This window comes from Listeria farberi, from assembly GCF_014229245.1.
In the GTDB taxonomy this organism is placed as follows: Bacteria; Bacillota; Bacilli; order Lactobacillales; family Listeriaceae; genus Listeria; species Listeria farberi.
Map to the genome: position 1 here is coordinate 1 of NZ_JAARZJ010000021.1, position 21,510 is coordinate 21,510.

Below are 21,510 nucleotides of genomic sequence, written 5' to 3' on the forward strand. Positions count from 1 at the left end.
CAAGTATAGTGTTTATATTTTCCAAGTGACTTCAAGACCAATTGAAAAAAGTAAATTTCTACATTTTTTTTAAGAATACTTAGCAGTTTGTTGCTTTTACTCTAAAAATGAAATGTATGATTATTCCATCATAAAAAATCCACCCATAATAATATATGAGTGGATTTAACTTAATTTTCGACACTACTCGTTTCCATATTAAAAATCATGATAGCTTCTGACAAAGCAGAAACTTCCGCTTCTAATATAGCTTTTTGTTTCTTTAATTCATACATTTGTAGAATGTTCGTAGCTTCATTTAAGTCAATACTTTCCATGTTATAAAATTTAATCCATCGTGCAAGAGATGCTATGGAGACACCAAAATCCTCACATAACGTTAGTTTGGGTATTCCTTGGTGATATAAATATACTAGGCTTCTTTTAAATTTTTCATTATATAATTTTTTCGGCATGAACAGTTCCTTTCTAGTGCATTTTTCATAGTATAGTATTGGCTCAGATAACTGTTTATATAACATTTGATTTTAAAGTTCCCTGCTGTTTGAGTTTCTAGCAGATAAACTATTTCGACAATTTCAAGATACAATATTTATTTTTTAATATCCCGTGTTTCTTTTACAATTCTATAATTCTTTTTGTTTCAATTTTGCGTAGTTTAAATAATAAGATTTCTTTTGGTCCTAGAGGTTAATTAGTTCTTTGATATTATCTTTTCCCTAGCTCACTTCCTTATATTTTTAGTAAATATAGATGTTGATAGATATGTCTCTTTTGATGGTATATCTATACTCCTGATTTGATATTTAAATTATATACGACAACTCGACAGATTCGCTACTCCGAAAGATACTTTTTAACAGTGTTTTTTCTTGAAAAATGGCTATTTTGTGACAAAATATTGCTTATTTCAAACAATAAAAACACAAAATATCCATACATGGGTTATCTAAATACACTTGCATGATCATTATCCTTTTAAGATAGCAAAATAGTTAGGATTTTAGATTCTTATACTAATAACGATAAGATGGAAATGGGCTAATGATAACCCATTTTATGGTACAATAATTTACAAAATACATAAAAAAGGGTGTTACTATGGAGTTTTTACTTATTTTACTTCCGGTTTTTGGAATTTTTGCTATTGGTTTTATTGGGCAGAAAACCTTAAAATTTGATATTCCAAATTTATCTAAACTGACACTTTATCTGATGTCACCGTTCCTTGCATTTAATACTTTTTATACTAATCCTTTGTCCATGGATTACGTTTATTTGGCGATTTACATTTTTGTGCTGTGCTTGAGTTTAATTTTGCTGGTTAGCTTTATTAGCTTTTTGCTAAGTTATAATTTGCAAGATCGTTGCGCACTTATTTTGGCTAGCGCTTTTATGAATAATGGTAACTACGGAACACCTGTAGTCCTGCTAGTTTTTGGTGCGGTAGGACTTGATATTGCAGTTGTTTTAATGGTTTTACAACAACTTGCCATGAGTACGATTGGTATTTATTTTGCGGCAAAAGGAAGCAAGGATTCAAACGGAATGAAAACCGTCATAAAACGGGTTGTGCGAATGCCTATTGCTTACGGGGCTTTGCTTGGCCTTCTTCTTCAATTACTTCATGTTTCGTTACCCTCTGCATTAATGACTTGTGTGAAACTGGTTGGTGATGCAGCTATTCCAACGATTATGATTGTTCTTGGGATGCAACTTGCTGTTATTTCGTTTAGAAGAATTGAACTTGCGAAAGTTGGAATTGCCTTAGTACTGAAATTACTCATTGCACCCATTATTGCTTTTTGTTTAACATTAATTCTTCCAGTTGACGAAATGACTAAACAAATTATGATTTTGCTAGCGGCAATGCCAACTGCAGCCAATACAACTTTGATGGCAGTTCAATTCGATACGAAACCAGATTTGGTTTCTAGTGCCACTTTTATCAGTACTGTTTTAAGTATTATTACTTTACCAATTGTGCTCTATTTTCTCCATCCAATTTTCTAATTCAGGTTTAGGCCATTTTTTGTATAGACCAATATAAAAACAAAACGTTTGCCTTGCTTTATTTTAAGAAATATAATTACTATACCAATTAAAATAAGGAGGCAACATCTAGTGGGAAAAATTGATATGAAATATTTACAATTATTAGCAAAAGAATACCCTACTATCGCTAAGACTGCTACAGAAATTATTAATCTAGAAGCAATTATGAACCTTCCAAAAGGAACAGAGCATTTTTTAAGTGATGTTCATGGTGAATATAGTGCTTTTGAACAAGTTTTGCGTAATGGCTCTGGAGTTGTTAAGCGAAAAATCCGTGATATTTTCGGAACAGAGTTAGATGATGCCGAAATTAATTCTCTTAGTACGCTAATTTATTATCCAGAAGAAAAAATGGATTTGATTGCAGAAGAAACGGAAAACATGCAAGACTGGTATCGCATAACACTTTTTCGCTTAATTGAACTTTGCCAATATGTTGCTTCTAAATACACCCGTTCTAAAGTTAGAAAAGCAATGCCAGAAGATTTTGCATACATATTAGAAGAGCTACTTCACGAAAATTATAATGAAGATGATAAAAAAATGTATTATGAAGAAATTTTACAACATATCATTTCACTTGGACGTGCCGAAGAGTTTATTAGTGCCTTATCACATCTTATTCAGCAATTAGTAGTCGATCATTTGCATATTGTTGGGGATGTCTATGATCGTGGTCCTTATCCTGACAAAATTATGGATACCCTTATGAATTATCATTCACTTGATTTCCAGTGGGGTAATCATGATATTTTATGGATGGGTGCTGCTAGTGGTTCTCGTGTTTGTGCTGCTAATGTTATTCGAATCTCTGCACGTTACTTAAATTTAGATATTCTAGAAGATAGCTATGGTATTTCACTTCGCTCCCTCGCTCTGTTCGCAGATGAAGTTTATAAAAATGATCCTTGTACTTATTTCCAACCCAAAAATGAAGATAATATTGATTACAAAAAAGCAGAAATCACCCAGATTGCTCGGATGCATAAAGCTATCGCCATTATCCAATTTAAACTAGAAGGCGAAATTATCAACCGGCGCAAAGAGTTTAATATGAATCATCGCCTTCTTCTTAATTTTATTGATTACAAAAATGGAACTATTCATTTAAAAGGAAAAGACTATAAATTACTAGATACTTATTTTCCAACGATTGATCCAGAACATCCCTACAAACTTACAGAAGCAGAAAAAGAACTTATTGAAAAAATTACGGCTTCATTCAAAAATTGTCATCGATTACAAAAGCATGTGCAATTTTTATATGCAAAAGGTAGTATGTTTTTAACTTATAATGGAAACTTGCTTTATCACGGTTGTATACCGCTTCATGAGGACGGAACTTTTATGGAGATGACTCTGCGAGGAAACAAATACGCAGGGCGGGAGCTTTTAGAGCAATTTGAAATACTTACGCGGGAAGCTTATGTACGACAACCAGGAACAGAAGAAAAGAAATATGCTTGTGATATCGTTTGGTATTTATGGACTGGTGCCGTTTCTTCTCTATTTGGGAAAAGTGAAATGACCACTTTTGAGCGTTATTTTGTTGCTGATAAGAAAACACATATTGAAGAAAAAAACCCTTATTATAATTTGCGTAATAACGAGATAATTTGTCAGCAAATTTTGGAAGAGTTTGGGCTTGATGGCGATTGTGGACATATTATTAATGGCCATACACCTGTAAAAGAAGGCAAAGGGGAAAGCCCTATTAAAGCAAATGGAAAAATGCTTGTAATTGATGGAGGTTTTGCAAAAGCGTATCATAAAAAGACTAATTTGGCTGGTTATACTCTACTTTTCAATAGTTATGGTCTTCAACTAGTTAGTCACCAACCTTTTACAAGTAAAGAAGATGCGATTGCAAACGAAACTGATATTCTATCAACACGCCAAGTTATCGAGATGGAAATTAATCGAAAGCGTGTGAGGGACACTGATATTGGTGAAAAACTTAATGAGCAAGCAGAAGACTTAAAACTATTACTTGGCGCTTATCGTAATGGGCTATTCAATGAAGGGCGCTAATATCCTAAAAAGTAATTGTCATAAAACTTTCACAAGTCAGTAATTGGCTTAACTGCAACAACATATCGTGAAATGTATATTTATGACCTAATTTTCCTAGTGCATGTTTTAATAAAAAAAGTTATATTAAAATAGTAGTTATTTCTTTATACAGTTCCTTAAAGAATATCTATTCATTCCCACTTCGCTTTTTGATTCCCACAGATCAAAAGCAAAAAAAGAAGGTCCAGCATTGTCTGGACCTTCTTTTTTATTTACCTTGTTCGCGCGCCAATCTTCTTGCTTCACGTGCCGCTTTTCTTACTGCTCGTTCATCATCAACAGAAGACGACACTTCTTCGGCTACTTCTTTTTTCTTCCATATTTTCTCTAGATCAAGCCCAGCCATTGTTGCATAGCGTTTAAAGCGTTTTTCTGCATCTAAGCGGGTTTTCTCAGATAGTTTTGTAGCCACTTCCGGATTTGCTTTATAGAGCGCCGAGTATCGTGTTTCGCGTTTCAGGAAATCTTCAAATTGATCGAAATCGACTTTTTTATAATCCATTGTCATGGGATTTTTTCCTTTTTCTTCTAAAGCGGGATTATAACGATATAAGCTCCAGTAGCCGCATTCAACTGCTTTTTGAGTTTCGCTTAACATGGTTTTCATACCGCTTGAAATACCGTGATTAATGCACGGAGTATAAGCAATAATTAGAGATGGACCTGGATATACTTCCGCTTCTTCAATCGCTTTTAAGGTTTGACGTTTGTTCGCCCCCATCGCAATTTGTGCTACATAGATATTCCCGTAACTCATCGCCATAATACCAAGGTCTTTTTTACCAACAGATTTTCCACCAGAAGCAAATTTGGCAATAGCTGCTGTTGGTGTGGCTTTCGATGATTGTCCGCCAGTATTTGAATATACTTCATTATCCATTACGAAAATATTCACATCTTCACCCGATGCTAAAACATGATCAATTCCGCCGAAGCCAATATCATAAGCCCATCCATCGCCACCAAGCATCCACTGTGAACGTTTAATAAATAACTCACGGTCATTATAAATAGATTCTAGTGAAGGATTCCCTTCCATCTCACTAAGAAGCGCAAGTTGTAAGGCTTCTGCTCGTTCGCGCGTATCTTCTGAAACATCTATGTGCGTTTGCCAGTCAACTAGGTTCTCGCGTAAAACTTCTGACATAGCTTCTTCTCTAAGCGCTTTCGTCACTTTATTGTTTAAAGCTTTTCGCATGGTTTGGTTCGCCAAATACATACCATAACCATATTCCGCGTTATCTTCTAAAAGTGAATTTCCCCATGCTGGACCATGTCCTTTATCATTAACGGTATAGGGAGTTGCCGGTGCAGATGCGCCCCAAATCGAGGAACAGCCAGTCGCATTCGCTATCATCATCCGGTCACCAAACATTTGCGTTAATAATTTAACATAAGGGGTTTCACCACAGCCAGCACAAGCTCCAGAGAACTCAAGTAACGGTTGTTCAAATTGACTACCCGGAACGGTATTTTTCTTACCAGGATTTTTCTTCGGTTTGACATTAATTGCAAACGACCAATTCGGATTTTCTTTGGCAGCAACTTCTTCAAATGGTTTCATTACGAGCGCTTTGTCTTTCGCTGGACAAGTTTCCGCACATAAGTTGCAACCAGTGCAATCCATCGGGGAAACTTGAATACGGTAACGAAGACCATCTTTGCCGCGCATTTCACGTGTCATAAAGCCTTCCGGTGCAGATTCCATTTCTTCTTCATCTGTTAAAATTGGACGAATCGCTGCATGGGGGCAAACAAAGGCGCATTCATTACACATTGTGCAATTTTCCGAAATCCATTCGGGAACTTCAAGCGCTATGCCACGTTTTTCATAAGCTGCAGTTCCTGGAGGATAAGCGCCACTGACCATGCCATTAGAAATCAAGTCACCCACGGTCAAGTTATCACCTTCTAAGCGATTTACTGGCTCAAGAATATTTTTAATATACGCAGGTTTTTCGGTGGTGGCATTTGTTTCCACTGTTAATTCTCGGTGTGCCCAGCTTTCAGGAACATTGACTTTATGCAAATTAGCAACTGTTTGGTCCATTGCCAGAATATTTTTCTCTGCAACTGTCATATCTTTTTTTCCATAAGTCGCAATAGCCGATTCTTTTAAGCCAGCCAGTGCTTTTTCAAACGGTAAAATATTGGTCACGCGGAAAAAGGCCGTTTGCATAACTGTGTTGATTCGTCTTCCAAGCCCTGCTTCTCCAGCAATTCTCATCGCATTTAATGTGTAGAATTGAATATTATTTTTCGCAATATATTCGCGCATTACGGCTGGTAAATGACGTTCTAACTGCTCGCCTTCCCAAATCGTATTGAGTAAGAAAGTTCCGCCTGGTTTTAAGCCTTTTAATAAATCATAGGAACGTAAATAGGCAGAGGTGGAGCAGGAAACAAAATCAGCTTGTTGGATTAAATAGGCAGAACGAATCCGATTTTCACCAAAACGCAAATGTGAAACGGTCAACCCGCCGGATTTTTTGGAATCATACGAGAAATAGCCTTGCGCATATAAATCGGTATTATCTCCAATGATTTTAATCGCAGCTTTATTTGCGCCAACTGTACCGTCCGAGCCAAAGCCCCAGAATTTGCATTGGAATGTTTTGGCTGAAGTCAGATCACTTGGTCCAGTATTTTCAATAGAAAGGTTAGTAATATCGTCTGTAATCCCAATTGTAAAGCGTGATTTTGGTTTTTCGGTCATTAGGTGCGAATAAACACCAAGAATCTGGTCTGGTGTAACATCTTTTGAACCTAAGCCGTATCTACCGCCAATAACTAGCGGACGAGTCTCACTATCATAAAGCACACTTTGTACATCAAGTAAAAGTGGTTCGCCGCCTGAGCCGGGTTCTTTCGTCCGATCTAACACAGCTACACGTTCTACTGTTTTCGGCAGTTTCGCTAAAAAGTTTTCTGCTGGGAAAGGACGATATAAACGAATATTTAGTAAGCCTACTTTTTTGCCTTGGATTGTTAAGTAATCAATGACTTGCTCGATGACAGGTGTTACAGAACCCATCGCCACAATTACGTCTGTTGCATCTTCTGCTCCGTAATAATTTACTAAGTCATAGTCTGTGCCACGAAGCTGATTAATTTCTTGCATGTAATTTTGAACGATACTAGGAATTTCCTCGTAATAACGATTCACTGTTTCCCTTTGTTGGAAAAAGATATCTGGATTTTGGTTGGAGCCTAGTGTTTTAGGATTATTTGGTGTCATTGCGCGATTTCTGAATTGTTGTAAAGCCTCTTTATCAAGTAAATTTTCTAATTCGTTATATTCGAGCACTTCAACTTTTTGTAATTCATGGCTCGTCCGGAATCCGTCAAAAAAGTTTAAAAATGGTAAACTCCCTTTTAACGATGCTAGATGGGCAACAGCAGATAAGTCCATTACTTCTTGCACGGAACCTTCTGCGAGCATTGCAAATCCAGTTTGGCGTGCTGCCATCACATCACTATGATCGCCAAAAATATTCAGCGAGGCTGCCGAAATCGTTCTTGCAGAAACATGGAAAACAGTTGGTAATAGTTCGCCGGCAATTTTGTACATATTCGGAATCATTAAAAGTAAACCTTGACTCGCTGTATATGTGCTAGTTAAGGCTCCTGCTTGAAGTGAGCCATGAACAGTTCCTGCTGCGCCTGCTTCTGATTGCATTTCTACTACTTTTACGGGTTCATTGAATAAATTTTTCTTGTTTTTTGAAGACCATTCATCCACAAGTTCCGCCATGGTGGAGGAAGGGGTAATCGGATAGATTGCTGCAACTTCAGTAAATGCATAAGAAATATAAGCTGCGGCGGTGTTTCCATCCATCGTTTTTCTATTTCGCATGAGACTTAACACTTCCAGTCATTCTAGTTTTATAATCATTCTTATTCTACACCACAATTCGCTTATACTCAATGCTTCACAAGGACTAGAAAAAGTGTAGATTTTTAACAAAAAAAGAAAGCTTTCTTAACTGTTGCACATATAGAAACGTGCTTTCAGGTTTATTAAGCTTCCATCTACATTTTGCAAGTCAACTGAATAATGATATAAAATTAAAATTGGAACCATGTTTGAAAGAAAAATTTTTAGCTTATCTACATGCGAACACTGACCGCAAAAACTCGAAGTACCATTGATTCCATCAAGTGACTATGATATATTTAGCTTACGATTCATTTCCACTTATAATTTAGGTTATTTAAGTGGTATCAATTTAGTTATTGTATGGGAGTGGCTACGAATGAATAAGTATTTGGAATTACATCTTGAAAATATAATAATACCCGACAACTACAAAAATATTGTATCAGAAACTGGGGAATGGTTTTACGAAGAGGCAACTATTTTTAGTGCATTTGATTTAAATATAATTGAGACTACACGAGGAACTAATTACGAATGTGCACTCGATCCTTTTAATGATGAATCGGAAGACATGAAAGAACTTAATAACATATTAGAAAATAATGGATATGAAGTTAATGGATATGGTTGGGAAGACTATTTTTCTGAATTCATTCAGAAGAATTACTCCGATTTTTCTTCCAAAGTTGGAACTGACAGCGAATCTGATACTTGTGGAATTTATGTTTTGGATAGTCTGGAAGATTATAAAAAATTATTAAGTATCATTTCGAAAGCTATTAGAACTTTATTATCTTAATAAATAAGAACATAATTAATACTTAAATAATCAAAATTCCCGAAAAAAACAAGCAAAACATCTTGAAAAAGATAAATTTTGCTTGTTTTTTGCTTGTAAAAAACGGGAGTGATCACTCATAAAAACATCTTGAATTCTTTTTTTAAATTACTCACTTAATTGATGCCACTTTCAATAAATTTATTCTCATGAGAACTCATCAACCAAGATAGTTTCTTTTATTCGTTTAATTCTAAAACAGATTCAGCAATGTTGTTCGCGTGGTCACCAATTCGTTCTAAATCACTGACGATATCAATATATAAAATTCCGCTAACGACTTGGCATTTGCCTTCGTTTAAGCGACGAATATGATTTTTACGTAATCGACGCTCTGCTTTATCAATATCTTTTTCTACTAAAATAGTTTCTTCTGCGAGTGCGCGATCTTTTTTGTGCATTGCTTTTACTGCACGTTCGAAATTAGATGTTGTCAGTTCAAACATTTCGATTAGCTGTGTGGAAGCTTCTTCGGACATTTTCGCTTTGTTTTTAATCAGTTGGTCGATATTTTCTACGATGTTCTCCATGTGATCGCCAACCCGTTCAATATCACGAACGGTATCAAGCATCAGCGCATGTTCTTCTGTTTCATTGTTTGTTAAAGCAACCGAAGAAATTTTAGTTAAGTATTCGGTAATTTTCCGGTCTAAATTATTCACTGCTTCTTCGACTTGAACAGTTGACTCGGCATATTTTGGCTCCTGGTTAACGAGATAATTTTTTGCCTCTTGTAAGCCTAATTTAGCATAATCTGCCATGCGAAGTGTTTCCTCGCGTGCCATTTCAAGTGCAATACCTGGCGACTGATCGATTAAATTTGTATCTAGATGTTTCACTTTATAATCAATGCGCGAATCGTCTCCTGGTATGAGTTTTGTTACTAGCCAAGCAAAGGCACCAATAAACCAGAATTGAATGAATGTATTTGTCACATTAAACGTTCCGTGAGCGACCGCAATGGTCATCTCAGGATTTAGTCCAAATAAGCCTTGCATATATGTCACAAGCGATGTGAAAAGTGGCAAAATCAGCATAAATATGATTGCGCCTAATAAGTTAAAAATCACATGAGTCGCTGCTGCTCGTTTTGCTGCAACACTCGCACCAATCGCTGCAAGAACAGCTGTAATCGTCGTTCCAATATTGTCTCCAAATAGAACTGGTAAAGCTGCTTGAAGATCTATCGCACCTTGCCCATATAATTCTTGTAAAATCCCGATAGTCGCACTTGAGGACTGTACTACCGCTGTAAAGATTGTTCCGATTAACAAACCTAAGAATGGATTCGTACTCATTTGAGCAGTTAATTCATGAAAGGCTTCCATACTAGCAAGAGGCTTCATCCCTTGACCCATCAGATCCAGTCCATAAAATAACGCACCAAATCCAAAGAATACTTGTCCAATATTTTTCACTTTATGATTTTTAAAGAAGAATAAAAGTACTGCTCCTACAGCAATTATTGGTAAAGAATACTCGGATAACTTAATACCAATAATAAAGGCAGTCACGGTTGTCCCAATGTTTGCCCCCATGATAACACCAATTGCTTGTTTTAAGGTCATAAAACCGGCACTTACTAACCCGACCGTCAAAACAGTTGTACCTGAGCTACTTTGAATTAATACGGTAACTAAAATTCCGGCAAGTACACCCATAAAAGGATTCGTCGTGTACTTATCTAAAATATCACGGAGTCTATCTCCGGCCGCCATTTGCAGTCCGTCTCCCATGTATTTAATGCCGAAAAGAAAAATTCCAAGTCCTCCGACAAATTGAAAAATCATCTGCTGAATATTTATGTCTCCCATGAAAATCTCCTTTTTGTTTGTAATCTTGTAATTTCACTCTTTTTTCATCATAAAAGAAAGTAAAAGCGAGGTAAATAGATTTTTTTCATTTTGTAAAGGAAGTTCTATGGAAAAGAGTGTAACACATTGAAAATAAAGGATTTAATGCGTTCCGAATGTATTGTTAAGTTTTTGTAAAGGTCATTTACATAGACTTTTATTTTTTAGATCGTAAAGTAGCAATATACGCTTTCGCTGCCATTACATTTAATTGTTTGCTTTCTTGTAAAAATTGAGCTACTTGTTCAATTTCATGTGCATTTGCTCCTGCTGTCATGGCCAGAGATTTTGCTTGTAACGACATATGCCCCCGCTGGATGCCTTCCGTAACGAGTGCTTTTAAAGCCGCTAAATTTTGCGTTAAACCAACTGCACATACTAACATAGCTAATTCTTTTGCTGATTCTACGCGCGCAATCTTTTTCGAAAGGCTGGCAATCGGATGAATCCCGATAGAACCTCCTACAAAGGCTACTGGCATTGGTAAAGTTAATTCACCAACTAAGTACCCTTGTCGATCTTTTGACCACTTAGACATCGGCTTATAGCTTCCTGTACGGGCAGCATAGGCATGACTTGCGGCTTCTACTGCACGCCAATCATTTCCAAAAGCCATAATAACTGCATCGATACCATTCATGATTCCTTTGTTGTGTGTGGCTGCTCGGTAAATGTCAGCATCTGCAAATTCATAAGCGGCAATAATTCGGTCACGTACCCATTCGCCACTTTGCGTTTTCGTGGCTAAGCTTAGAGGGGAAAGTCGACAAGTAACAGTTGCGGTTGCTTCATCTACTAGATTAGATAAAATCCGCATATTTGCAGTACCATCCGTTAAAATCTCTAATTCTGGCGCTAATGTTTCTACCATTGTATTTACCATGTTAGCTCCCATTGCTTCTTTGGTATCAACGAGTAAATGGACAATAAATAACGTTTCTTCACTCACAGTTTTGGCTGTGCGCACCTGTAAATCTACAGCTCCTCCACCTCTTTTTTGTAAAGATGGGTGCGCACCATTTGCAATTGCAATGAGCTTTTCTCGGCTAGCAATTACTTTCTCTTTCGCAACATGCACATCTGGTACGTTGATTAACTCCACTTGCCCAATCATTTTTCGGTCAGTTGCAGTGCCTTTCATTCCACCGTTTTGCGCAATTAGTTTTGCTCCCGAGCTTTGAGCAGCAACAACAGAAGGCTCTTCCATTGCCATTGGAACAACATATTTTTTTTCATTTAAAAGCATATTCATTCCTAGACCGAGCGGAAGCGAATAGATACCTATTGTATTTTCTATCATGTGGTTTGCTTTATCAAGTGAAAGTGCTCCTGTTGAAGCTAAAAATGCTTGTTCTTCCTCATTTAAATTTGCATATTCAGCTAAAACTGCGCGACGTTCCTCTACTGTTTTTTTATAAAATTTATCAAAAGCTTCCATTGCTCTAATCACCTCAAATTAAATTTTCTGCACTTAATTGACTATAGCATATTCCGAAACTGAATGTAACGATGCCAGTAATCTCCACTTAGTTCTGCTTTATTCTTAGGTTTTTCCCATTTCCCCACAACTTGTCCATCTGAAATAATCGACGGTCTAAAGATCCCGTTCTTTGTTATGATTGATTCCTGCCACTTTTTAGGTAAAATAATGGAACGGTCCATGTATCCAATAATCCACTCATCAAAACCTGCAAGTGGAACTGTATGTACTGGACTATTTTTTTCAATTGTATTGGACAAATATAAGTCGCTTTCTTTAGTGAAATCTTCTAAAGCTATTTTTGCATCGGTAACGGTTAATCCAGACCAAAAGCAAAAGTCCTTTAAAGTAGCTGGTGCGTGGCTTTGTATGTAGCGCTTTGCCAATTCTTTCAATGCTTCTTCTCGTGTATAAATGTACTCTGGGGTTGGTATGTGCTTCGTATCTCTAAAAGTTTCGTCTGCGCCAGAGCATATAACTTTCCGTGAGCTTAAATAGACCAATAATTGTGCAAACGGAATGCCGGTGCTTGGTAACTGATGTTTAGCTAAGTGCTCTGCTAAGTCTTTTCTAGTAACAATATTCTCGTCTACCAGAGTTTGTACAATAGCCGTAGACTTGTTCAGAATATCTTCTGTTAAACCTAATTTAGTCCGATATGGCTTACAAATTTTATCTATTCTAGGGGCAATTAAGTCCATCAACCAGTGATAATCACGTGCCGAAAAAAGATGAATTGTTCCTCGCAAAAGCCACGTTCGGATAATTTCACCTTCATCAATTGCTTTTTTTACAGTTTGCTCGTTTGGAGTAATTAATCTACTTCCAACTGCCCAAAGTGATTGACCATAACTTTGGGATTGCATGGCCCCAAAATGAAATACTACTTCTTCAGGGGATTCAAGCCATGTGGTTTCAGCTAATTTTTGGTTTATAAACCGGTTTTGAATAATCGTTTTCCGCTCCATATTAACCTCTTTTTTTAGTTTATTGTAGCACAAAAACATAGCAAAAATCCCTTCCGCTTTGAAAAGACGAAAGGGATTTTACATTAGTTTACTTTTTTAACTTTTATTACACGGTAAGCAACTATTAATAATATAGTTCCTAATAATACAAACATCACTGTTTTTTGAGTGTCACCTGTTTTTGGTAAATTTTTAGCTTTTTCGACATTTCTTTCATTTACAGTAATTTTCTTCCCAATGTCTGTTTTTATATTGGGTTGAATAGGTATTGGTGTATTTGGTAATGGTGTTGGTGGCGCAGGAATTGGTGGTGTTAATGGTGTTAACGGCGTTCTTGTGTTTTCTACCGTAATCTTTGTAACTTCATCAGTTTTAATTGTTAAAGAAATGGGGGTTTCATCTAGCTTGTAACCGGTTGGCGCTTTTGTTTCAATCAATTGGTATTCGCCAGGTGTAAGATTACTTAAGTTCGCTTTACCACTAGCATCCGTTACTATTCTGGTAATAATATTTCCGTCCATATCAACTAACTTAAACTCTGCATCTGCTAATTGAAGTGAGGTATCTTGACCATCTACTTTCGTTATCTCTAATGTTCCTTTTGCTGGGGGCATTTTCTCATTTTCGAACATAAAATTTGTTAGTATGGAACTATTTATCGTAACTTTGACTGGTGAATTACTAATCTTGTAACCAACTGGTGCTTTCGTTTCTGTTAAAGTATAGTCTCCTAATGGAAGATTATCTAAATTCGCTTTACCAGAAATATTAGTAGTCAGCTGATAGGAGGTTCCTGTAGTATCTGAAACTAATGTGAATTCTGCTCCTTCTAACGTAACATTATGATCATTTTTATCTACTTTTGTTAGTTCAAAAGAGCCGTAATCTCCATCTGCTGTTCCACTTCCGCTAGTTGAATCACTTACTACATCCAAGCTTTTTGTTTCAATATTATCACCAGATATTGCAATCGTATTCCGATACTGTTGCAAAGAGCTATCTGTAATTTTCGTTTGGTATGTAAGCCGGTAACTTTGATTAATATCACCAAGCGAAATCTTCATTTTTGTTGGACTATCAAATGTTACTGTATAGTCCGAACTTGGTACGACAGAAGATGGCGGTACCAAAGCCCCGTACTCATTAAATGCTTGTTTCGTTAACACAACGCTATTTGGTACAAATTCTTGGCCAGGCCCTAGCGTGTCAACTATTACCGCATTATTAATTGCTTTATTCGCAAAATTTATTCGTGCATTCCAATTAATAATATTTGTTTCATCTTGTGAAATTGTCCCACCTTTAATAAGAATTTCTTCTGGGTTAACGACAGGCGTCGGATTCACATTTACATTAATTGTTGTTGATTCCCCATTAAAAGTATAAGTAAGTGGAACAACCGTTTCTTCTTTAATTGTTTCTAAGTTAAAATAATCTTGTAGTTGGATAGTTCCTTTTACATTAGCTCTACCTTCCACATAGCTATTAAATGTAACGGTCATTATATTGTGTGCTGCATCCACTACAACTTCACCAGCCACTTGATCATCTTCCGTCTTTAATGGAAAAGTAATACTATCAGCGACGTAAATGGTTTTGCCTAATTTTACGGTAAAAGTATCGCCACTTTTAAGATTATTTGTCTTTGCAGACCATTTAAAAGTGGAGGTGAATTCTTCATAAAAATCATAGTTTCCAGTTGATGTTCCATCGTTATGCGTTACAGTTACCGAATCAATTACATTATTTAATTCAGCAGCCCGTGCTTTTGTTCCACTTTGAAAAAATGGAACTACCATTGTAAAAATCAGTGTTAAAATAGTTATTAATTTTAAACCTCTTTTTAACTTCATGTTGTATTCCCCCTAGAAAATTTAAGTCTTTATCATAGGCAAGAATACACCAAAAACCTTGGTATGAGAATACTTTTAAGACAAACTACATTGATTCGTCACAATAAACTAAATAATGCGGAAGTTTCTCCACTAAATCTTAACAGCACAAAAGTAGCTGCTAAATAATTTAGCAGCTACTTTTTTTAGAAATTAAAATTATCTGGATCTGGACCAGTTCTTTCATCTTTGTTCAATCCACTGATTTTTGCAACTTCTTCATCACTTAATTCAAAGTCGAAAATATCGGCATTTTGGATAATACGTTCTTGGTGAACTGATTTTGGAATAGTGACTACCCCAATTTGTAAGTCCCAGCGAAGAATAACTTGCGCAACTGATTTACCGTGTGCATCTGCAATGGCTTTAATTTCTGGGTTAGTAAGAAGTTTGCCGTTACCAAGTGGGGACCAAGCTTCAACAACAATATTGTTATCCGCACAGAATTTACGTAAAGGTTCTTGCGTTAATTGTGGGTGTAATTCAATTTGATTCACCATTGGAGCAATTTCTGCGTCTTCCATTAATTCTTTTAAATGATGTTCATGGAAGTTACATACACCAATTGCACGAACGCGTTTATCATTATATAATTTTTCAAAAGCGCGCCAAGTGTCTTTGAATTTACCTTCAACCGGCCAATGAATTAAATATAAGTCCACATAATCAAGTTCTAATTTACGTAGGCTTTCATCAAACGCAGCGAGAGTGGATTCATAACCTTGCTCAGCGTTCCAAAGTTTGGTAGTTACGAATAAGTCTTCTCTTTTAACGCCAGACTCTTTAATTGCTTGACCAACGCCTTCTTCATTTTTGTAAGCAGCAGCTGTATCAATGCTAATGTAACCAGCTTCGATTGCCCATTTAACAGAATTTACTGCTTCGTCGCCGTCTTGCACTTTCCATACGCCAAATCCTAAACGGGGCATTTCTACACCATTTGCAAGTTTTACTGTATCTTTTAAGTTCAATTTATCCGCCTCCTAAAAGTATTAACACGTTTACTATACACCTTAGAGTATACTCAAAGGCAAACATTTGGCTTTTCGATTTTCAAGGTGCTATTATTAAGAAAAAAAGAGGTGATTTTAGTGCAACAAACAATCAAAGAAGCATCCGAGCACACAGGTTTAAGCGCCCATACGATTCGCTACTATGAACGCGAAGGATTAATTCCCTTTTTAGCTCGCGATAAAAATAATAACCGGATTTTCGATAATGATGCCCTGCACTGGCTTGAATTACTAACATGTTTACGTGTCACTGGAATGCCACTTGCGAAACAAAAAGAAATCGTCGAATTAACTAAATGTGGTGACAAAACGGTATCAGAACGAATTGCTGTACTTAAAGAACATCAACAAGATATGTATCGCCGGCAAGCCGAACTGGACCGAGCATTCAAAAAAATCGAGAAAAAACTAGCTTGCTACGAAGAATTAGAAAAAGAAGTAAAAAAAAGTGTGAATCAGCTTAGCTAGGCTGATTCACACTTTTTTAGTGGATTCTTTTCTTTTTGTGACGTTTTCTAATAAAATAAATCAATAAACCAATAATCGCTACAAGAAGAATTCCACCAACTATCGCAATATTTTTTACGTTTGGTACAGTAACTTCAAAATACATTTCGGATTTTTGATCAAGTGGAACGTCCCAAGTTAGCTTTCCGCCATCGACGCTCTTAGCATTATTATCACCAATTGAAGACACTGGTAAATCTAAAATAAAAGTATAATCGACCTGACTTAATATTTCTTTAGGAAAAGGAACATTAGCTACTTCTTTTTGCCAAATTTTCTCGATATCAATATCAGCATCCACTTTAATTTTTTGTGTGAAGAAACTTTTCGTATTAGTAATTTTCACACCAAAATCTTCTGGGTTCATATCGCTTTGCTTCGTTTCGTTCTTCGCTAATTTCTTTTCGATATGATAACTTGTATTTGATTTCTTATCTACAGTAAAGCCAGCTTCTTTTAGTTTAGTTTCCACTTGATTTGAATAACTTGATGCGAAAATTCCTGCTACAGATGAAATATCGATGTCAAAGGAAACTGTTGCCTCCCCTGTTTTGTCTACCTTTACCGTATTGGTCACATCGGCACACCCTGCAAGAATTAATATCAAACTAAGTAGTAACGCGAAAACAATTTTTTTCATTAGTTTGCCTCATTTCTTATTTTTGCATGTGCTCATACTCGTGACCGCTCAGTTTAATTTCACCAGTTACATGAAATCCTAACCGTTCATAGAGGCGTTTCGCATGTGGATTTCCTTTATCGCAATTTAAACCGACTACTTTTTCACCATCGTTTGCAGCAATTTCTGTTAATTTAGCTAGTAATGCTGTTCCAACGCCGTGACCGCGGTATTTTTCATTTGTTACAATTGAATCTAAATACCATTCACCTGGAAATGTTTCTTTATCCACAAAAATTGGTGCATCGTAAGTAATTCCATGTTTTTTCGCAATCTGATTCCAAGCATGGTCGATTTCTGGTTCCATTTTCCCGGGATAGCCAGCTAAAACTCCAGCAATATCTCCATCTTTTTCAAATACATGAAGGTGTCTATAGCTATAACGGTAATCGTCTGTTTGAATCGCTTCGATTAGTGCATTTGAAATCGCATCTTCCGTTTCTACTTCTAAAATTGGTAACTCCATATCTTTCCATATTACGAGTAAAAGTGGCGCAATTTTTGGCGCGTCTGATTTTTTGGCTTGTCGAATCAATTTTTACATCCTCTTTTCTAATTTCATTGTATCATTTTACTATTGTTTCCATCTCACTTGCAAAAATAAAATGCTATTTAGGATCCATTTCCTCTAAATAGCATTTTATTCTTATTGCTGTGCTACTTTTTGTAAGAAGTCGAGTGCTTTACTTGTTAAATCTGTATCTTCCATGATTTTAGGCTCTTCTTGCGTTAATAGTTTAGTCAGTTTCTTCGTCTCTTCTTCCGTTAACTGTTCCAAATTTTTCAAGCTGTGCGCTATTGGTAAAACTGATTTCATGTATGCTTTCAGCGCTTCCAAACCTAGATTTTCAGTCAAAATACCTTGACGTAGTAGTAGTCTTGCTTTCTCGGTTAATTCTGCATCCAAACTCACATCATAGCCTAAATGTTGTTGTTCGGTATCATGATTGTCTAAAAAATGTACTTCGATGGCAATTTGTTCCACTTCATACACCCGCAAACGAATACGCATATCTGACTCGAAGACTAATTTTACGCGAAAATCCGCTTCAAGCTCTTCGTTCATTTCTACTATTTTACCTAAAAGCCAAGCATGAAAAGCTAGTAGTTTTTGACGTACTTTATTATTTTTAATATGTTCCAAAACATACGGAAGCACAATTTTATTTGCATCATCTGTCCAGTAAGTTGGTAAATCACGCCAATATTTTTCTGTTTCAGTGCTCGTTCCATTAACGAGAAGAAGCGGATACGGATAAGCGCTCATATCACAAAATTGATTTTTTTGAAGTTCATATAAAAATGGAATCGTCTTTTTCACCGTTTTACTTTCCATTCCTAATTTTTCCACGAGTGGGGCGATAACGATAGCAATCTCCTCAATAACTTCTTCGGCAAGCAACTTCGCTTCTTCATTTCCTTCATAACGCGCACCGATATCTTTACCAAAGTTACGTTCTAACGAAGCTGCTACTAATTGTTGAGTTTTATTCATTTAATTGCCCTCCTTTAAGCTTTAGCTCTTTTGCGCTGAATAAGCTTTTGAATTTCTACAAATAAAAGTGGGAACATCGATAGGATGAATGCGAGAATCCAGTGCGTTAAGCTCATTTCTACTAAGAAGAACATATTCGCAAGTGGTGGGATGATCGCAAGTCCTAAAATAATCAACATCGAACAAATCGCGCTAAAGAACAAGCCACGGTTAGATAAAAATCCGATAGTGAAAATTGATTTATCACTTCTTACATTGAAAATATGCGCAACAGATGACCATGCTAGAATAACAAACGCCATTGTCATTCCAACTTCATAACTTGCACCAATTGAATGATTAATCGTTACAAACTGTCCAATATAAAATCCAGCAAGTGTCACAATTGTGAAAACAACTGCTTGTGTCGCCATTTTCTTTCCAAGTCCATTCGCAAAAATCCCAGCGTTTTTCGGTATTGGCTTACGCTCCATAATCGAATCATCTGCTTTTTCACGACTAAGGAAAAAACCTGGAATCCCGTCAGATACGACGTTGATTAGTAGCAACTGAACAGCTACAACCGGCGCGCCCCAGCCAAGAATAATCGCAATTAACATAATGAAAATTTGTGAAAAGTTTGTACTTAGTAAAAAGTAAATCGTTTTGCGGATATTCTCATAGGCTGTACGACCTTCTTTGACAGCATCTACAATCGTTGCAAAATTATCGTCAGTTATAACCATATCTGCAGCATTTTTAGATACATCTGTTCCAGTGATACCCATTGCAGCGCCGACATCTGCTGCTTTTAGAGCTGGCGCATCATTTACGCCGTCACCTGTCATTGTGACGATTTCCCCATTTTTCTGGCAAGCTTTGACAATCCGAATCTTATCTTCTGGACTAACACGAGCGTATACCGCGTAATTTCTAATGTTTTGCTCCAAGTCTTCCTCTGACATGTCCGCAAGCTCTGCACCAGTAATGGCTTTGTCTCCATCTGTTAAAATCCCAATTTCTTTTGCAATTGCTGATGCCGTTACAATATGGTCACCAGTTATCATTACAGTCTTAATACCCGCTTTTTTAGCCGCTAACACAGCTGATTTACTTTCTGGTCTTGGTGGATCAATCATTCCAACCATTCCCGCAAACGTTAAGTCAGTCTCCAGCACCTTACTAGACAAGTCAGTCGGCATTTCCGAATATTTTTTATAAGCAACAACTAACACCCGTAATGCCTCTTCTGCAAAACTGTCATGCACTTGCTCTGCCTCTTTTAAAAACTCCGCTGAAAAATTTACCGGAATGCGGTCAAAAGCACCTTTTGTAATGGATAGAAATCCGTCTTCTACTTGATGAATCGTTGTCATGAGCTTTCTATCTGAATCAAAAGGAAGTTCGAATACACGTGGATATTTAGCTTCTAATGCTTTTTTCGTTGTTCCTTTTTCTTCTAGTAGACGAATAATCGCACTTTCAGTTGGATCGCCAATGATAGTCTCCTCGCCATCTGTCATATCAATAGTTGCGTTACTAGAAAGACTGAGCATCTCTAATACTTTTTGTTCTGCTGTATCAAACTCATTAGTCGCTTTTATTGGCGTATGGTCTGCTGCCCAAATTTGTTGGATAATCATTTTATTTTGTGTTAATGTTCCTGTTTTATCAGAACAAATTACAGACGTATTTCCGATTGTTTCTACTGCAGGAATTCGGCGGATAATCGTATTTTTCCGCACCATATTTTGAACCCCGTAAGCAAGTGTTAAGGTTACAATAACCGGCAATGTCTCAGGAACCGCTGCTACAGCAAGAGAAATCGCAATCATTAATGTTTCAATAATCGTTTCACCATACACATATACATCAATAATAAAAATTAAAATACCCGCTAAAAGCGCTACAATACTAAGTCGTTTAGCTAGTTCTTTTAAGCGAAGTTGTAAAGGCGTCATCAGTTTTGAGGTGCTGTTTAGAAGTCCAGCAATTTTCCCCATCTCTGTTTCCATACCAATTTCTACGACAACCGCTGTAGCACGACCATTCGTTACAAGACAACCTGAGTAAAGCATATTCAACCGGTCGCCAATGGGTGCTTTTTCAGAAATAACCGCATTTGCATCCTTTTCAACAGGGACACTCTCGCCGGTTAGCGCAGATTCCTCGACTTGTAAACTGCTGCTTGAAATAATCCGCGCGTCAGCTGGAATCATATCTCCCGCTATGATTTCAATAATATCACCTGGCACTAATTCGGTTGCATCTACCTGCATCCGCACACCATCACGAACAACCGTCGTTAAATGTGCATTCATACTTTGAAGTGCCGCGAGTGCTTTTTCGGCGCTGTTTTCTTGATAAATTCCTAACACCATATTTAAAACTACAATTCCTAAAATAACCACAACTTTCGCCCAACCATATCCAGTTGTAATTGCTAAATACGCAGAAATTGCTGCTGCAAAAAGTAAGACAATCGTCGTAATCTCAATCAAATGATGACCGATTTTTTGAAGTAGTGATTCTTTCTTGCCCTCTTCAAATTCGTTCGTCCCAAATTCTCCATGCTTTTGTTTCACTTGTTCTTTCGTTAATCCTGTGTCTAAATTCGTGTGTAGTTTGCTGAGAAGTTGCTCAATTGACTCTTTTACCCAAAGCATACATCTACCTCCTACGCACCTACTACTAAAAGCAAGTACTTACTTTATTTTATTGCAAAAAAATATTTAATATGTTCTATTTCTCATACTAAGTGTATAATATATCACATTTATTTACAAGTAATTTGTTTT

Annotated in this window: 15 protein-coding genes; 4 read left to right on the top strand and 11 right to left on the bottom strand. The window is 36.6% G+C overall.

The genetic code is table 11. The features are described 5' to 3' along the window. Nucleotides 1–170: 170 nt before the first annotated feature. On the bottom strand, nucleotides 171–455 hold the full coding sequence (locus HCB45_RS13975; RefSeq protein WP_185318276.1) for a transposase: 285 nt from the start codon (nucleotides 453–455) through the stop codon (nucleotides 171–173). Nucleotides 456–1,101: 646 nt separating this feature from the next. Here HCB45_RS13975 and HCB45_RS13980 point away from each other — a divergent pair. Next, complete coding sequence (locus HCB45_RS13980; protein WP_185318275.1) at nucleotides 1,102–2,013, top strand: AEC family transporter; 912 nt, start codon at nucleotides 1,102–1,104, stop codon at nucleotides 2,011–2,013. A 111-nt stretch (nucleotides 2,014–2,124) separates the two neighbouring features. Next, entirely contained in the window at nucleotides 2,125–4,086 is a 1,962-nt protein-coding gene (locus tag HCB45_RS13985) for a fructose-1,6-bisphosphatase (RefSeq protein ID WP_185318274.1), read from the top strand. 250 nt (nucleotides 4,087–4,336) lie between these two features. On the opposite strand, the gene nifJ is transcribed toward HCB45_RS13985, so the two are convergent. Further along, nucleotides 4,337–7,984, bottom strand: a complete 3,648-nt coding sequence (gene nifJ / locus HCB45_RS13990; RefSeq protein ID WP_185620298.1) for a pyruvate:ferredoxin (flavodoxin) oxidoreductase — start codon at nucleotides 7,982–7,984, stop codon at nucleotides 4,337–4,339. 400 nt (nucleotides 7,985–8,384) lie between these two features. On the opposite strand from nifJ, the gene HCB45_RS13995 reads away from it, so the two are divergent. Beyond that, a complete protein-coding gene (locus HCB45_RS13995; RefSeq protein ID WP_003766035.1) occupies nucleotides 8,385–8,807 on the top strand; it encodes an Imm51 family immunity protein in 423 nt (140 codons plus the stop codon). 218 nt (nucleotides 8,808–9,025) lie between these two features. On the opposite strand, the gene HCB45_RS14000 is transcribed toward HCB45_RS13995, so the two are convergent. The 5 genes from HCB45_RS14000 to HCB45_RS14020 form a co-directional block, all read right to left on the bottom strand. Continuing rightward, nucleotides 9,026–10,660, bottom strand: coding sequence for a Na/Pi cotransporter family protein (locus tag HCB45_RS14000; RefSeq protein WP_185607617.1), 1,635 nt, complete (start codon nucleotides 10,658–10,660; stop codon nucleotides 9,026–9,028). Nucleotides 10,661–10,856: 196 nt separating this feature from the next. After that, complete coding sequence (locus HCB45_RS14005; protein ID WP_185620299.1) at nucleotides 10,857–12,137, bottom strand: hydroxymethylglutaryl-CoA reductase, degradative; 1,281 nt, start codon at nucleotides 12,135–12,137, stop codon at nucleotides 10,857–10,859. 41 nt (nucleotides 12,138–12,178) lie between these two features. Next, nucleotides 12,179–13,147, bottom strand: coding sequence for a winged helix DNA-binding domain-containing protein (locus HCB45_RS14010; protein WP_185620300.1), 969 nt, complete (start codon nucleotides 13,145–13,147; stop codon nucleotides 12,179–12,181). Nucleotides 13,148–13,230: 83 nt separating this feature from the next. Further along, nucleotides 13,231–15,000 (bottom strand): SpaA isopeptide-forming pilin-related protein, encoded by a 1,770-nt coding sequence (locus HCB45_RS14015; protein ID WP_185620301.1) that lies wholly within the window; start codon nucleotides 14,998–15,000, stop codon nucleotides 13,231–13,233. 185 nt (nucleotides 15,001–15,185) lie between these two features. Beyond that, entirely contained in the window at nucleotides 15,186–16,010 is an 825-nt protein-coding gene (locus HCB45_RS14020; protein WP_185318268.1) for an aldo/keto reductase, read from the bottom strand. Between the two features lie 120 nt (nucleotides 16,011–16,130). Here HCB45_RS14020 and HCB45_RS14025 point away from each other — a divergent pair, with 120 nt between their 5' ends. Then, nucleotides 16,131–16,520: a MerR family transcriptional regulator gene (locus tag HCB45_RS14025; RefSeq protein ID WP_185620302.1), complete on the top strand. Its 390-nt coding sequence runs from the start codon at nucleotides 16,131–16,133 to the stop codon at nucleotides 16,518–16,520. Nucleotides 16,521–16,536: 16 nt separating this feature from the next. On the opposite strand, the gene HCB45_RS14030 is transcribed toward HCB45_RS14025, so the two are convergent. The 4 genes from HCB45_RS14030 to HCB45_RS14045 all read right to left on the bottom strand — a co-directional run bounded on the left by HCB45_RS14030 (nucleotide 16,537) and on the right by HCB45_RS14045 (nucleotide 21,378). Further along, a complete protein-coding gene (locus HCB45_RS14030) occupies nucleotides 16,537–17,199 on the bottom strand; it encodes an EGFR-like transmembrane domain-containing protein (protein ID WP_185620303.1) in 663 nt (220 codons plus the stop codon). Nucleotides 17,200–17,215: 16 nt separating this feature from the next. Beyond that, nucleotides 17,216–17,773: a GNAT family N-acetyltransferase gene (locus tag HCB45_RS14035; protein ID WP_185620304.1), complete on the bottom strand. Its 558-nt coding sequence runs from the start codon at nucleotides 17,771–17,773 to the stop codon at nucleotides 17,216–17,218. Nucleotides 17,774–17,884: 111 nt separating this feature from the next. Then, nucleotides 17,885–18,733 carry a hypothetical protein gene (locus tag HCB45_RS14040; protein ID WP_185318264.1) on the bottom strand — a complete coding sequence of 283 codons (849 nt, stop codon included), beginning with the start codon at nucleotides 18,731–18,733 and terminating at the stop codon, nucleotides 17,885–17,887. 14 nt (nucleotides 18,734–18,747) lie between these two features. After that, nucleotides 18,748–21,378: a cation-translocating P-type ATPase gene (locus HCB45_RS14045; protein WP_185620305.1), complete on the bottom strand. Its 2,631-nt coding sequence runs from the start codon at nucleotides 21,376–21,378 to the stop codon at nucleotides 18,748–18,750. Between the last annotated feature and the right edge of the window lie 132 nt (nucleotides 21,379–21,510).